This is a genomic window from Sphingomonas asaccharolytica NBRC 15499 (assembly GCF_001598355.1).
In the GTDB taxonomy this organism is placed as follows: domain Bacteria; phylum Pseudomonadota; class Alphaproteobacteria; order Sphingomonadales; family Sphingomonadaceae; genus Sphingomonas; species Sphingomonas asaccharolytica.
Genome location: NZ_BCYU01000027.1, coordinates 22,980 through 36,022 on the forward strand (window position 1 = coordinate 22,980; position 13,043 = coordinate 36,022).

Annotated in this window: 12 protein-coding genes; 9 read left to right on the top strand and 3 right to left on the bottom strand. The window is 64.5% G+C overall.

The features are described 5' to 3' along the window. Positions 1–79: 79 nt before the first annotated feature. A complete protein-coding gene (locus SAS01S_RS09510) occupies positions 80–2,281 on the bottom strand; it encodes a calcium-binding protein (protein WP_157082749.1) in 2,202 nt (733 codons plus the stop codon). 182 nt (positions 2,282–2,463) lie between these two features. Between SAS01S_RS09510 and SAS01S_RS09515 the strand changes: the two genes are divergently transcribed. Further along, on the top strand, positions 2,464–2,757 hold the full coding sequence (locus SAS01S_RS09515) for a hypothetical protein (protein WP_157082750.1): 294 nt from the start codon (positions 2,464–2,466) through the stop codon (positions 2,755–2,757). Here SAS01S_RS09515 and SAS01S_RS09520 read toward each other — a convergent pair. Together SAS01S_RS09520 and SAS01S_RS09525 are read right to left on the bottom strand one after the other, a co-directional pair. Then, positions 2,715–3,857 carry a glycosyltransferase family 4 protein gene (locus tag SAS01S_RS09520; RefSeq protein WP_084238751.1) on the bottom strand — a complete coding sequence of 381 codons (1,143 nt, stop codon included), beginning with the start codon at positions 3,855–3,857 and terminating at the stop codon, positions 2,715–2,717. The genes SAS01S_RS09515 and SAS01S_RS09520 overlap by 43 nt on opposite strands. A gap of 11 nt (positions 3,858–3,868) precedes the next feature. Further along, on the bottom strand, positions 3,869–5,227 hold the full coding sequence (locus SAS01S_RS09525) for a UDP-glucose dehydrogenase family protein (RefSeq protein WP_066807449.1): 1,359 nt from the start codon (positions 5,225–5,227) through the stop codon (positions 3,869–3,871). 318 nt (positions 5,228–5,545) lie between these two features. Here SAS01S_RS09525 and SAS01S_RS09530 point away from each other — a divergent pair, with 318 nt between their 5' ends. From SAS01S_RS09530 to SAS01S_RS09565, 8 genes are all read left to right on the top strand, one after another. Beyond that, complete coding sequence (locus SAS01S_RS09530) at positions 5,546–6,568, top strand: LacI family DNA-binding transcriptional regulator (protein ID WP_066807450.1); 1,023 nt, start codon at positions 5,546–5,548, stop codon at positions 6,566–6,568. Positions 6,569–6,758: 190 nt separating this feature from the next. After that, positions 6,759–8,015, top strand: coding sequence for an MFS transporter (locus SAS01S_RS09535; protein ID WP_066807451.1), 1,257 nt, complete (start codon positions 6,759–6,761; stop codon positions 8,013–8,015). 20 nt (positions 8,016–8,035) lie between these two features. Continuing rightward, positions 8,036–9,175 (top strand): Gfo/Idh/MocA family protein, encoded by a 1,140-nt coding sequence (locus tag SAS01S_RS09540; RefSeq protein WP_066807452.1) that lies wholly within the window; start codon positions 8,036–8,038, stop codon positions 9,173–9,175. Next, complete coding sequence (locus tag SAS01S_RS09545; protein ID WP_066807453.1) at positions 9,172–10,269, top strand: sugar phosphate isomerase/epimerase family protein; 1,098 nt, start codon at positions 9,172–9,174, stop codon at positions 10,267–10,269. Before SAS01S_RS09540 ends, SAS01S_RS09545 begins: the two co-directional genes overlap by 4 nt. Further along, positions 10,269–10,655, top strand: coding sequence for a c-type cytochrome (locus SAS01S_RS09550; protein WP_066807454.1), 387 nt, complete (start codon positions 10,269–10,271; stop codon positions 10,653–10,655). Before SAS01S_RS09545 ends, SAS01S_RS09550 begins: the two co-directional genes overlap by 1 nt. Positions 10,656–10,667: 12 nt before the next feature. Further along, entirely contained in the window at positions 10,668–11,591 is a 924-nt protein-coding gene (locus SAS01S_RS09555) for a hydroxypyruvate isomerase family protein (protein ID WP_066807455.1), read from the top strand. Between the two features lie 40 nt (positions 11,592–11,631). Beyond that, a complete protein-coding gene (locus tag SAS01S_RS09560; protein WP_066807456.1) occupies positions 11,632–12,201 on the top strand; it encodes a gluconate 2-dehydrogenase subunit 3 family protein in 570 nt (189 codons plus the stop codon). Continuing rightward, complete coding sequence (locus tag SAS01S_RS09565) at positions 12,198–13,034, top strand: sugar phosphate isomerase/epimerase family protein (protein ID WP_066807457.1); 837 nt, start codon at positions 12,198–12,200, stop codon at positions 13,032–13,034. The genes SAS01S_RS09560 and SAS01S_RS09565 overlap by 4 nt, the downstream gene beginning before the upstream one ends. Positions 13,035–13,043: the final 9 nt, after the last annotated feature.

Consider the following 13,043-nt stretch of genomic DNA (forward strand, 5'->3'; position numbering starts at 1 on the left):
GTTGCGGAGCATAGCATGCGCATCTGCTGCAATGCACCATTCCGGGGGTTGCCCGTCGCTGGGAGCGGGCGGCCCGTCGCTACAGGAGGATCAGATCGTAGGGATGGAGCGTGACGACGTCGTGCAACACGATCGTACTCGCGCCGACATGAATCGAGAGTCCGTCGGCCGTGAGCGTGGTCGTGAAGTTCCCAGCCGCGGCGCCGAATCCCGACAGATCGATCCGATCGCCGTCAGCGGACGAGAAATCGAGAATGTCGTCCTTCCCCGATCCGGGCGCGAAGACGAAGTGATCGGCACCGGCTCCCCCGATCAGAGTGTCATGGCCGCCGCCGCCGATGAGCACGTCATTGCCCGCGCCGCCGTCGATCCGATCGTCCCCTCCGACGGCGCCGATCGCCATGATGGCGCCGTCGCCGTACAGTATGTCGTCGCCGTCATTGCCGTACAGCACGTCGCCAGCGCCAACCGAGCTGCCGGTCATCGTCATGGCATCGCCGTAAAGCACGTCGTTGCCGCTGCCGCCCGACAGAGTGTCGACCCCGCCATGCGCGGTGCCGCTCATCGTCTCCGCATCGCCGAATAGAATGTCGTTGCCGTCGCCGCCGCGAAGTGTGTCGCGCGCGCCGGTCGTGCTCAGCCAAGTGATGTCGCCGATCAGCCGATCGTCGCCGGTGCCGCCGTCGAGCGTATCGCCCTGCCACCCGCCAATCAGCATGTCATTGCCATCACCGCCGTTCAGCGCATCGGCGCCTTTGCCGCCCTGGAGCGAATCGGCGTCCCCACCGCCATACAGCGTGTCGTTGCCATCGAGCCCCAGAAGCGTGTCGTGGCCGGCCCCGCCGGTGATGGTGTTGGCGAGCGCGTTGCCGGTGCCAGCGAAATCTCCCAGGCCGATATGGGTCAAATTCTCCAGATTGGCGCCGAGCGTGTATTTATCGAGCGTCGTCGCGACGTGATCGATGCCGGCCGATACCGACTCGACGATCATATCCTTGATGGAATCGATGAAATAATGGTCGTTACCGGCCGTCCCGACGAAGTGATCAGCGGATACGCCGTAGATCGCAGAGCGGACCGCCGCGACAACTGCCGGATCGTCGATCGACCATCCCGCCGAATTGGTGCCGTCCGATGCCACGACGCTTTCCGAAAGCGTCGGCAGACCCTCAAGCGAGAGCAAGGTATCGGAGGTCATCAGAATCGAGTCCGCCGCGTGGACGATGTGCACCCCGTCGAGCAGCAGCGTGCCCTCGGACGAGAAGACTTTGGTCCGCGATCCGGCGTCGGTGAAAGTGCCGTCGATGATCGTGACATGCGCACCGGCTGCGATCCACACTTGGTTCTGCTCGGACGATCCGCCGCGCCAGACCGGATTCAGGCCGACCGAGTCCGACATCGTGATGTCGCCCCAAAGCCGATAGTTGCGCGCATTCTCCGACGCGACCGCGCCGACCAACACGGTATCGATGGATTTCAGGTCATAGCCGCCATCGCTATTGCCAGTGGCGAGGGTATTTTCGAACCGCACGCTGTACACGCCGCGTTCGGTCGCGAAGCCGTCGCCGTTCAGATAGGTGCTGTCGTTGCCGACGCTCTGGACATTGGCCATCGTCGTGTCGCGGATCAGGACGTTGTGGACGGTGCCGTCGAGATGGATACCCTCGGGCAAGTCGTCGCCGACCTGGCCCGCCATGTCGCCGCGAACGTTGTCGATCAGGACGTCATGGGTGTCATATTGCAGCCGGATCGCCTCGCGTGAGAAGCCGGTGACGGTGACGTCGCGGATAGTGAGGCCGCTGATCGACGCGGTGCCGTTGCTCGCCAGATCCTCGAAAAAGCGTCGGGCATTGTGGACATCGACGTGCTGGACGGTGATGTCGGCAATGTCCGCGCTGGCGCGGAAGGCGGTACCGACATTGCTGACGTCGATATCCTCGAACGTCAGGTGGTTCGCGCCGCTGCCCATCTTGAACAGCTCGTTCCCGGCCGCGTCGCCGGCCTGCCAATCGGCTGGGCGGGTACCGCTGAACTGCGCCGCCATCGTGTTACCGAGATGGTCGACGCCGCGGATCGTGACCGGCAGGCCGTCCGCGCCGCCATGCGACACCCCGATCGTCCCAGCAACCTGGTAAGTGCCCGCATCGGCGATCAGCAGCACTTCGCCGCCCGCGCCGGCCTTGACGATCTGGGCATCGAGCGCCCCGATCGGCGCGGCGTTTTCCAAACTCGATCCGGACTTATCCCCCGCCCCGGTCGGCGAAATATAACGCGTACCCATACACCCACCGCATCACGGGCGCCGCTCGTCGCGTCGCCCTGTCCAGATTTTACGAAATTGCGGATGGTTGGCCCCCCGGCCGCGTCAGTCCGCCGCTTGCAAGGCTCTGTCTGCCATGGCGGGCGTGCCCAAAGGCTCAACAGGCATTATTAGCGGGCCGCTAAGCATGACGGAGACGCGCGATGGACTTCTCGAGACGTAGCCTGTTAGGCGGTGCGCTCGTGGCGGTGCCCGCGGGATCGCTCGGTGCGATAGCGCCGTCCGATTCTTCGCGCCCGCCTTTCCATATCGCGCGGGAAGGCCCCGGCGTGTGGCGGTTCCGCAGCTGGACCTGGGCCAAGGGGGCGTGGCATCCCCTGACCGGCCGGATCACTGTCGAGGGTACGGCGCTCCAGGTTTCGGGCAAGCCCGATCCCCGCGACGCGCGCGCGTTTCAGGCCGCGCTTGGCCGGATCGTACGCGACCGTTCGGGCTGAAGCGCACGGTACAGGCGGAGCGTCTCCACCGCCGCCTTGTCCCAGGAGAAGCGCATGCGCACCGCCTTTGCGTCCGCACGGAGCAAAGCGGGATCGGCCGCCAGCATAGTCGCGAGACGATCGACGTTACCCACCGGAAAATAGTTCGTCGCGGGCAAGCCGATGTCACGATTGGCGGGAATGTCGCTCAATATCATTGCCGCGCCCTCGCCCGCCGCCTCGAGCGCGGCGATCGGCAGCCCTTCATGATAGGACGGCATCACGAACATCGCCGCCCGGCGGTAGAGCGTCGCGAGTACAGTACGCGGTTGCACGCCGGCGAAAATCACATCCGGTCCCGCTTCGGCGACCAGGTCGCGCGCATAGGGACTGTCGTGATCGGCGCCACCGACGATCACCAGCTTATACCCCGTGCGCGATGCGCGGTGCGCGGCGATCAGGTCGTGGAGCCCCTTTTCCGGTACCAGTCGCCCGACCGCGAGGAGGAAAGGTGCGTCGCCGATCCCGAGCCCCGAGAGTATCTCGTTGGCATCGCCGCCAGCGAACAACTCGGGCGCACCGTTGGGAATGTAATGGATCGCGTCGGCCTTTCGCGGAAAGGTCGCCCGCAATTGCTCGGCAAGCGACGGCGAGATCGCGACGATCTGGTCCGCCCAGCCGAGCGCTGCACGCTCGCCTGCCCGCAGTACGGCTTTTGCGAAACGGCCCCATTTGGCTCGATCATAATCGGTGCCGTGATGTGTCACGACCACGCGCAGCCCCAGCATCCGCGCGAACGGGGCCAGGATCGCCGGCCCGATAGCGTGGATGTGGAGCACGTCCGCGCCGCGCCGCTTGGCGGCGACGATCGCGAACAACGTCGAAAGGATCGTCTCGAAATGCTTCGATTGCGGACAGCGCAGTCCGACGATCTCGACGCCGCGCCATGTTCGCCGCCGCGCCGGCAAATAGGGCGCGCGGCCGAGCACGACGATCGGCTGGTCGGGCGCGAGTGCCGCGATGCGGGGCAGCAACTCTTCGCAGTGGCTTTCGATGCCGCCCATGACATCGGGAAAGCCCCGCAGTCCGGTGACGCAGACCGGCGGCGTGGTGGAGGCCATGTCCGACGCCCTTATTGCAACTCGGGGATTTTGACCGTCTCGGGATGGATGACCGGCTCGCCGTCGCCGGGCCGTCCGACACTGCGATAGATGAAGCCTGCTGCGGTGAGATCGTCGGCGCGATAGATGTTGCGCAGGTCGACCAGCACCGGCGTCGCCATCACCGCCTTCAACCGCGCGAAATCGAGCGCGCGAAACGCATCCCATTCGGTGACGATGACGATTGCCGACGCGCCTTCCGCCACCGCATAAGCGGAATCGGTATAGGCGACTTCGCCCAGCAATGGCGCTGCCGCCGCCATCCCTTCCGGATCATAAGCGCGCACGGTCGCACCGGCATCCCGCAGCGCCTGGACGATCGCGATCGCGGGTGCATCGCGCATGTCGTCGGTATTGGGTTTGAAGGTCAGGCCGAGCACACCGATCGTCTTGCCGCGCACGTCGCCGCCGGCCGCCGCGATCACCTTTCGTGCCATCGCGCGCTTGCGGACGTCGTTGACCGCGACAGTGGTCTCGATCAACCGCAACGGGCTGTCGTGATCTTGCGCGGTCTTGACCAGCGCCAGCGTATCCTTGGGGAAGCACGATCCGCCATAGCCGGGGCCGGCATGGAGGAACTTGCCGCCGATCCGGTTGTCGAGCCCGATGCCCCGCGCGACGTCCTGAACGTCCGCCTCCACCTTCTCGCACAGGTCGGCGATCTCGTTGATGAAGGTGATCTTCATCGCGAGAAACGCGTTGGCGGCATATTTGATCAGTTCGCTAGTGCGGCGGCGCGTGAACAGCAGCGGCGACTTGTTGAGATAGAGCGGACGATAGACCGCTTCCATCGGCGCACGGGCGCGCTCGTCCTCGATGCCGACGACGATGCGGTCTGGGCGCTTGAAATCCTCGATCGCAGCACCCTCGCGCAGGAATTCGGGATTGGAGGCGACCGCGAAATCGGCGCCCGGATTGGCCTCGCGGATAATCCGCTCCACTTCGTCGCCGGTTCCGACCGGGACGGTCGATTTGGTGACGATCACGGTGAAGCCATCGAGCGCCAGCGCGATTTCGTGCGCCGCAGCATAAACATAAGACAAATCGGCATGACCATCGCCGCGTCGGGTGGGCGTGCCGACGCCGATGAACACGACATCTGCTGCGGCCACCGGAGCTGCGAGTTCGGTCGTGAACGACAGCCGACCCGCGGCGACGTTCTTGGCGACGAGTCTGTCGAGTCCCGGCTCGTAGATCGGAATTCCGCCCGCTTTCAGCTTGGCGATCTTGGCGTCGTCGCTGTCGACGCAGACCACATCATGGCCGAAATCCGCGAAGCACGCGCCCGAGACAAGTCCCACATAACCCGAACCGATCATCACGATGCGCATCAGCTTTCTCGCCTCATTCTTTAACAATATGCTGCACATGCGAAGAGAAACACGCTGACGTCAATCGCCGGACGACGAACGGTGTAAGAGGTCGGTTGACGCACAAAAATCTACGGTGCGCGAGCACTGTCCTACCAAATGCGCCAATCGTAGCGGGCGCCGAGTCCATGACCGTCAGGCCCGCATCCGGCCAGCCTCTGCGAAGAGGGCTTGTCAATTGGTCGGCCTATCGCAAATGTACCGGATGCGTTGTCACGGACTGTTCATCGCTCACCTCGATCGTCGTGTTACGGTCATCGCCCGCGATATTCTGTTACCATGACGACGATTCGCGACGTCGCGCAGGCCGCCGGCGTCTCGAGAGCAACGGCCGCCCGCGTACTGTCCGCGCCTGAAATGGTCGCGGAAGTCACCCGGCAACGTGTTCTCAAGGCCGTGCAGGAGCTTGGCTATAGCCGCAATTCGGTGGCGGCGAGCCTGCGCACGACGCGAACCGGCCGGATCATCGTGACTGTCCCCGACATCTCTAATCCCTTCTTCTCGCGGGTCATCCGCGGGGTCGAGGAAGCGGCGCAGAAAGCAGGCTATGCGGTTCTGCTCGGCGATACGCGCAACGAGCGCGAGCGCGAGGAGCAATATGCCGACATGCTCAATCGCCGCGAGGCGGACGGCATCATCTTCCTCGGCCACCGCTTGCCCACGGTGCTGGCGACCATCCTCGAACGCGACGGCGGCCGAGCGCCGATCGTCAACGGCTGCGAATTCACGCCATCGCTCGGCGTATCGAGCGCCCATATCGACAATGCAGGGGCGGGATATGATGTCATGCAATCGCTCTATCGATTGGGCCATCGCGACATCGCCGTCATCATCGGACCCGCCGATAGCCCGCTGACCCGGGACCGCCTAGCCGGCGCGCAGAAGGCGGCGGAGGATCAGGGCCTGGCCGCGCATCTCGTCATCGAGAATGGCGACTTCTCGATCGAATCGGGTCGCCGCGCCGCAATGGCGCTGTTCTCGCGTGCCAAACGCCCCACCGCCATTTTCTGCTTCAGCGACGAAATGGCGATCGGGACACTGGCGGCGGCGCGGTCCGCCGGCATCTCATGCCCGGGCGATGTCTCGGTCGTCGGCTTCGACGACATCCAGATGGCCCGCTATGTCGATCCGCCGCTCGCCACCGTGCGCCAGCCGATGGCCGAAATCGGCCGGAAAACGGTCGAGCTCCTGCTCGACATATTGAGCGGTCGGCAGACCCAGCCGGTCTATGCCACGCTGCCTTATGAGATCATCGCCCGGCAAAGCATGGGCCCCGTCCCAGGGCAGTCGCCCATTTCCTGACGCGACGTATCCGATTTTCGTCAATTTGCACTTGCAATGAGATCGATCTCATGATTGTTTTGGCCAATCGAGGACTCGGCGAAGATCGAGGCAAGTTACGGTATCGGGTGGCGTTTTTCTCTAATCGCCAGTTTCCTGCCGGGTGAGAGGTCTGCCAGGGTCATGCCTTGGCTCTGAAGGGGTGCGGCACATGGTCAAATTGCGGCTGTCGATCATGATGTTCGCGCAATATTTCGCGTGGGGCGTCTGGCTCGTTCCGCTCAGCACTTATATGAGCAAAGGCCTGCATTTCGACACGATCATCGGCGCTGCTTATGGCATGGTGGGTATCGCTACGATCGCCTCCACTTTGTTCGTCGGGATGATCGCGGACCGCTTCATGGCGGCCGAGAAGCTGTTGAGCATCCTGTCGATCTGCGCGGGCATCGCCCTCTTCTGGGTGTCGACCATCCAGAGCTCGCCATCGCTCTTCCTGTTCGGCTGCCTGCTCCATTTCCTGTTCTATGCGTCTACCATCCCGCTCGCGACCGCGATCGCGTTCAACTCGATGACCGATATCGCCAAGGAATTCCCCGGCGTTCGGGTGTGGGGCACGATCGGCTGGATCGTGGCCGGCCTGCTGGTCGGCGTGATCGCCGGGGCGGCGCAAACCGCTCTGCCGATGCGGATGGCGGCGATCGTCTATATCGCGCTCGGCCTCTATGCCCTCACCCTGCCGAACACCCCGCCGCGCGCCCGCGGACGTATCGTCAGCCCGTCGGCGGTGCTGGGACTGGACGTCATCCTGCGCCACCGCGAGACGGCGTTCTGGATCTTCATCGCCTGCACCCTGGCGCTGATGACGCCGAGAAGCTTCTACGACGCCTATGGCAACACCTTCTTCGCGGACAAGGACCTGCACCTGACATTGTTCGGGACGCGGATCGAGGCGACCGGCATCCAGACGGCGGGGCAGATTTTCGAATCGCTGATCCTGGTCAGCTTGCCGTTCGTGCTCCTCCGGTTGGGCATCAAATGGGTGCTGGTGGTCGGAATGGGCGCCTGGGCAGTTCGCTTCCTGCTGTTCGGCTTCGGCTATCAGGGCTCGACCGCGATCATGCCGATGGTACTGCTCGGCATCATCATCCACGGCATCTGCTACGACTTCCTGATCGTGTCCGGGCAGATCTATGTCGATCGCAAGTTCGATGCCGAGGCGCGTTCCCGCGCGCAATCCTTCTTCAACCTGATCACCCAGGGTATCGGCATCGTGATCGGCTCCAATATCGCCGGCGTCGTCTACGGCATGCATGCCAATCCCGACGGCAGCCATGATTGGCGCGCGATCTGGATGGTGCCGGCGGTGATCGCCTTCGTTGCGATGGTCCTCTTCGCCCTCGCCTTCCGCGAGAAGCTGGCTCCGCCCCAGGACGAGCAGTCCGGCACGGCCGCGCCGGTGCTTCCCTGACGGTCCGGGACGGATTTTCGATGACGCAGAATATTCTCAGGCTCGGACTGATCGGTGGTGGTCCCGGAAGCTTTATCGGCCCGGTGCATCGCATGGCCGCGTGCCTCGACGCGCGCTTCGTGCTGACTGCCGGCGCCTTCAGCCGCACGCCGGAGAAATCCCGTCAGCAGGCCGCCCGATGGGGCCTTCCGGATCAGCGGGCTTATGACGGCATCGAGGCGATGATCGAGGGCGAACGCGGGCGCGAGGATGGCGTACAGGCGATCGCCATCGCGACGCCGAACGACAGCCATTTTGCGATCGCCAAGGCGGCGTTGGAAGCCGGCCTCCCGGTGATCTGCGACAAGCCGATGACCGCGACCCTGGCCGAGGCCGAGGCGCTGGCTCCGATCGTCGCGCGATCGGGCCGCCCCTTCGCGCTCACCTATACATATACCGGCTACGCGATGATCCGCGAGGCACGGGCGCGGATCGCCGATGGCGCGATCGGCCGGGTGCGCAAGATCATGGTCGACTATCCGCAAGGGTGGCTGTCGGAACGGATCGAAGGCGACAATCTCCAGGCGGGCTGGCGGACAGATCCCGCCCGGGCCGGCACGGGCGGTGCCATCGGCGACATCGGCGTCCATGCTTTCCAGCTGGCGGAATATGTCAGCGGCCTGCGCGCCATCGAGCTGATCGCGGACCTTCCCCGCGTGGTCGCGGGACGGCAGCTCGACGATGACTGCAACATGCTGCTGCACTTTACCGGTAGCGTGCCCGGCGTCCTGACCGCCTCGCAGATCGCCACCGGCGAACGCAACGGGCTGCGCCTGCGCATCTATGGCGAAAAGGGCGGGCTCGAATGGTGCCACGACGCACCAGGCGAGCTGATCCTGCGCTGGCCCGACTCGCGGACCGAGATCGTCCATGCTGGAGGGCCGGGCCTGCACCCGACTGCACAAGCAGCGACCCGATTGCCGAGTGGCCATCCAGAAGGTTTCATCGAAGCGTTCGCGACGCTCTACCGGGATTTCGCCGACAGGATCGACGGTGCGGACGACAGGGACGGTCTCCTGCCCGGCATCGAAGACGGCCTGCGGTCGGCGCGCTTCATCGATTGCGCGATCCGCTCGAACGAAGCCCGCACCTGGCTGCCCGTCGCGGGAGAGGCACGATGAAGACGATCAAAGGCCCCGGCATCTTCCTCGCCCAGTTCCTGTCCGACCAGGCGCCGTTCGACACGCTGGATCATCTGGCGGAATGGGCTGCCGGGCTGGGATATGTGGCGGTCCAGATACCCTGCACGCCGCAATTGATCGACCTAGCCACGGCGGCGGAGAGCCAGGCTTATTGCGACGATCTCCGCGCCACGCTCGACAAGCACGGCATCGTGGTGAGCGAGCTTTCGACCCATCTCCAGGGTCAGTTGGTGGCGGTCCATCCTGCTTATGACAGTTTGTTCGACGGATTCGCCGCCGAGCAGATGCGCGGCAAGCCGGCCGAGCGCCAGGCCTGGGCGGTCGATCAAGTGAAGCTCGCGGCGCGGGCCAGCCGGCGGCTGGGGCTCGACGCACACGCGACCTTCTCGGGCGCGCTGGCCTGGCCCTATGTCTATCCCTGGCCACAACGCCCGGCCGGGCTGATCGACGAGGCCTTCGCCGAACTCGGCAAGCGCTGGCGGCCGATTCTCGAAACATTCGAGGAATGCGGCGTGGATTGCGCTTTCGAGCTCCATCCGGGCGAGGATCTCCACGACGGCGTGACGTTCGAGCGATTCCTCGACGTCGTCGACCAGCATCCGCGCGCCCGGATCCTCTACGATCCCAGCCATTTCGTGCTGCAACAGCTCGACTATCTCGCCTTTCTCGACATTTATCACGAGCGGATCAGCTGCTTCCACGTCAAGGATGCGGAGTTCCGGCCGGACGGGCGATCCGGCGTCTATGGCGGCTATCAGAATTGGGTCGACCGCCCCGGTCGTTTTCGCTCGCTGGGCGATGGCCAGATCGACTTCGGCGCGATCTTCTCGAAAATGGCGGCCTATGACTATCCGGGCTGGGCCGTGCTCGAATGGGAATGCGCGCTCAAGCATCCCGAGGACGGCGCGCGCGAAGGTGCGCCCTTCATCAAGAACCATATCATTCGCGTCACGCCTCACGCCTTCGACGATTTCGCGTCGAGTGGTACCGATAGCAGCGCCAATCGCGCGCTGATGGGCCTCGATCCGCAAGCGGCGACGATCACCGGGACGCTATCTTCAGGAGAGCAATGATGAAGTCGATCTACAGCCTGGCCGCTGCCCCTGCTCTGATGGCAGCCATCGCGGTCTTCGCCGTGCCTTCCGGCGCGCAAAGCACCCCGGCCGGTGCCCAGGTCTTCGGCATGTGCACGGCGTGCCATACGGTAACCAAGGGCGGCCGCAACGGGATCGGCCCCAATCTTTCCGGCCTGATCGGCCGGCGTGCCGGCTCCGTTCCCGGCTTCAGCTATTCGGCCGCGATGAAGGGCTCGGGCCTGACCTGGGACGCCAAGACGCTCGACGCATTCCTGGCGGCGCCAACCAAGAAAGTGCCCGGTACGAAGATGCCGATCAGCGTCTCCGACCCAGCGAAGCGTGCGGCGATCATCGCCTATCTGACGACGGCTACGGCCAAATAGGAGATAGAGGCAATGCCGCGACACCTGACACCTTCCCGCCGTTCCATCCTGGCAGGGACCCTGGCGGGGATCGGCGCGGCGAGCTATGCGCGGGCGGCGAGGAAGGCGCCAAACGCCGCACGCTTCTCGCTCAAATTCGCGCCGCACGAAGGCAGTTTCGCCAGCCGGGGCAGCCGGATCGAACAGATCGCTTATGCCGCCGACCAGGGCTTTACCGCCTGGGAAGACAATGAGGCCGCCGCGCGGCCCGTCGCCGAGCAGGAAGCAATGGGCAAGGCGCTCAGGCAGCGCGGCATGACGATGGGCGTGCTGGTCGCGAGCATGCCGAAATGGGATAAATATCGGCCGCTACTCGGCTCCGGCGACCGCGCCGAGCAGGATGCCATGCTCGCCGACATCCGCCGCTCCGTCGACGTCGCCAAGCGGCTCGATGCGAAGTGGATGACCGTCGTCACCGGCTTCATGGACCCCAAGGTTCCGGTCGACATTCAGACCGCGCGGATCATCGAGGTGATGCGGCGCGCGGGCGATATCGCCGCGCAAAACGGGCTGATCCTGGTGATGGAGCCGCTCAACACGATCACCAATCATCCCAATATCTTCATGCGCACGATCCCGCAGGGTTATGCGATCGCCACGGCGGTCGCCAATCCAGCGGTCAAGGTGCTCGCCGATCTCTATCATGCCCAGATCCAGGCGGGGAATTTGATCCCCACGCTCGAAACCTGCTGGAGCGAGATCGCCTATATCCAGTTCGGCGACAATCCCGGCCGGCTCGAGCCCAGCACCGGCGAGATCAACCATCACAACATCGTCCGCTGGCTGAAGGGCCGCCGCTACGACGGCGTGATCGGCATGGAGCATGGCAACTCGCTCGCCGGGCGCGCGGGAGAAGACCGGCTGATCGCCGCCTATAGGGAGATCGACGCGGCATGAAGAGCGACACCCCGATTTCGCATCGGCCCGGAGGCCCGCAATGATAGACCGTAGAACCGCCCTTGCCGGCATGGCCGCCTTGTTCGGTGCTCCGCTGTTCGCGCCAATCGCGCGCGCGGCCGGGCTAGTCGGCAAGGATTCGCGACCCGTCATCAGCGACGGGCCACCGAGCGTACAGGTCTTTAGCCCGGTACAACGCGCGCTGATGACGCAGTTGAGCGAACGCGTAGTCCCCACCACCGACACGCCCGGGGCGATCAAGGCGGGCGTGCCCGATTATATCGAAAAACTGCTCGCCGATTGGGCGCTTCCCCAGGAGAGGATTCCGATCCTCGCCGGGCTCGACGCGATCGAGGCGAAGTGTGTTCAGGATTATAAGGTGCCGACAGCCCAGGCGACTCCCGAGCAACTCGACGCGCTGCTGACCGCCGCGATGAACGCGCAATTCGCCGACGGCGCGTCGTTCTTCTGGGCGTTCCGGCAGCTCGTGATCACCGGATATTACACGTCCGAAATCGGGATGACGCAGGAGCAGGAATATCTGCCCGTCCCCGGCGAATATCACGGCGACTATCTCTATTCCAACGTCAACAAGGTCTATTCGGCATGACGATCGATCGACGCACATTCGTTACCAGCATGGGGGCGGTGATGGCTGCCAGCAGCATCGCGGGCCTCGCGCGCGCCGCCCAGATCCGCAAGGCCGGGTTGCAGCTCTACACCGTGCGCGAAATCTTCCAGAGCGACCCGGTCGGAACGCTCGAGAAGGTCGCCGGTATCGGCTATCGCGAGGTCGAGTTCGGCGGCGGCAATTACGACAAGATGGATCATGCGCTGCTGCGCCGCACGATGGACCGGCTGCAACTGTCCGCGCCGTCGCTTCACATATCTTATGACGTGCTGCTGACCAAATTCCCCGACGCCGTGAAGATGGCGAAGACGCTGGGCGCCGACACGATCGTCATGCCCTGGCTGCCCCCCGAGCTTCGCACTGATACCGGGTTCGGTGGCGTGGTGGAGAACGTCAACCGGTTCGCGAAACAGGCGCGCGAGGCGGGCCTCGGCCTTGCCTATCACAATCACGATTTCGAGTTCACCACCCGCTTTGGCGGCACTTCCCTCTACGAGCGACTGGTCACGGGAACCGACCCGTCGCTGGTGAAGCTGGAGCTGGACCTCTATTGGGCGGTTCACGCCGGCGAGGATGCCGGCAAGCTTATCACGCGGCTCGGCAGGCGCCTCTACGCCTTCCACGTGAAGGACATGCGGGCGGACAAGAGGATGACCGCCGTCGGCACCGGCACGATCGATTTTGCCGGGCTGTTCAAGCTGCCCGGCGCCGCAGGCGTCCGCCATTTCTATGTCGAGAATGACGAAGCGCCGGCCCCTTATCTGCCGGACATCACCACCAGCTTCAGGAATTTGCGCGCGCTGCGCTTCTGATCCCCTTCT

Coding starts and splice junctions, on each gene's coding strand:
- SAS01S_RS09565 (WP_066807457.1), top strand. CDS start 12,198: ATGACGATCGATCGACGCACATTCGTTACCAGCATGGGGGCGGTGATG.
- SAS01S_RS09540 (WP_066807452.1), top strand. CDS start 8,036: ATGACGCAGAATATTCTCAGGCTCGGACTGATCGGTGGTGGTCCCGGA.
- SAS01S_RS09545 (WP_066807453.1), top strand. CDS start 9,172: ATGAAGACGATCAAAGGCCCCGGCATCTTCCTCGCCCAGTTCCTGTCC.
- SAS01S_RS09520 (WP_084238751.1), bottom strand. CDS start 3,857: ATGGCCTCCACCACGCCGCCGGTCTGCGTCACCGGACTGCGGGGCTTT.
- SAS01S_RS09555 (WP_066807455.1), top strand. CDS start 10,668: ATGCCGCGACACCTGACACCTTCCCGCCGTTCCATCCTGGCAGGGACC.
- SAS01S_RS09535 (WP_066807451.1), top strand. CDS start 6,759: ATGGTCAAATTGCGGCTGTCGATCATGATGTTCGCGCAATATTTCGCG.
- SAS01S_RS09550 (WP_066807454.1), top strand. CDS start 10,269: ATGAAGTCGATCTACAGCCTGGCCGCTGCCCCTGCTCTGATGGCAGCC.
- SAS01S_RS09510 (WP_157082749.1), bottom strand. CDS start 2,281: ATGGGTACGCGTTATATTTCGCCGACCGGGGCGGGGGATAAGTCCGGA.
- SAS01S_RS09560 (WP_066807456.1), top strand. CDS start 11,632: ATGATAGACCGTAGAACCGCCCTTGCCGGCATGGCCGCCTTGTTCGGT.
- SAS01S_RS09525 (WP_066807449.1), bottom strand. CDS start 5,227: ATGCGCATCGTGATGATCGGTTCGGGTTATGTGGGACTTGTCTCGGGC.
- SAS01S_RS09530 (WP_066807450.1), top strand. CDS start 5,546: ATGACGACGATTCGCGACGTCGCGCAGGCCGCCGGCGTCTCGAGAGCA.
- SAS01S_RS09515 (WP_157082750.1), top strand. CDS start 2,464: ATGGACTTCTCGAGACGTAGCCTGTTAGGCGGTGCGCTCGTGGCGGTG.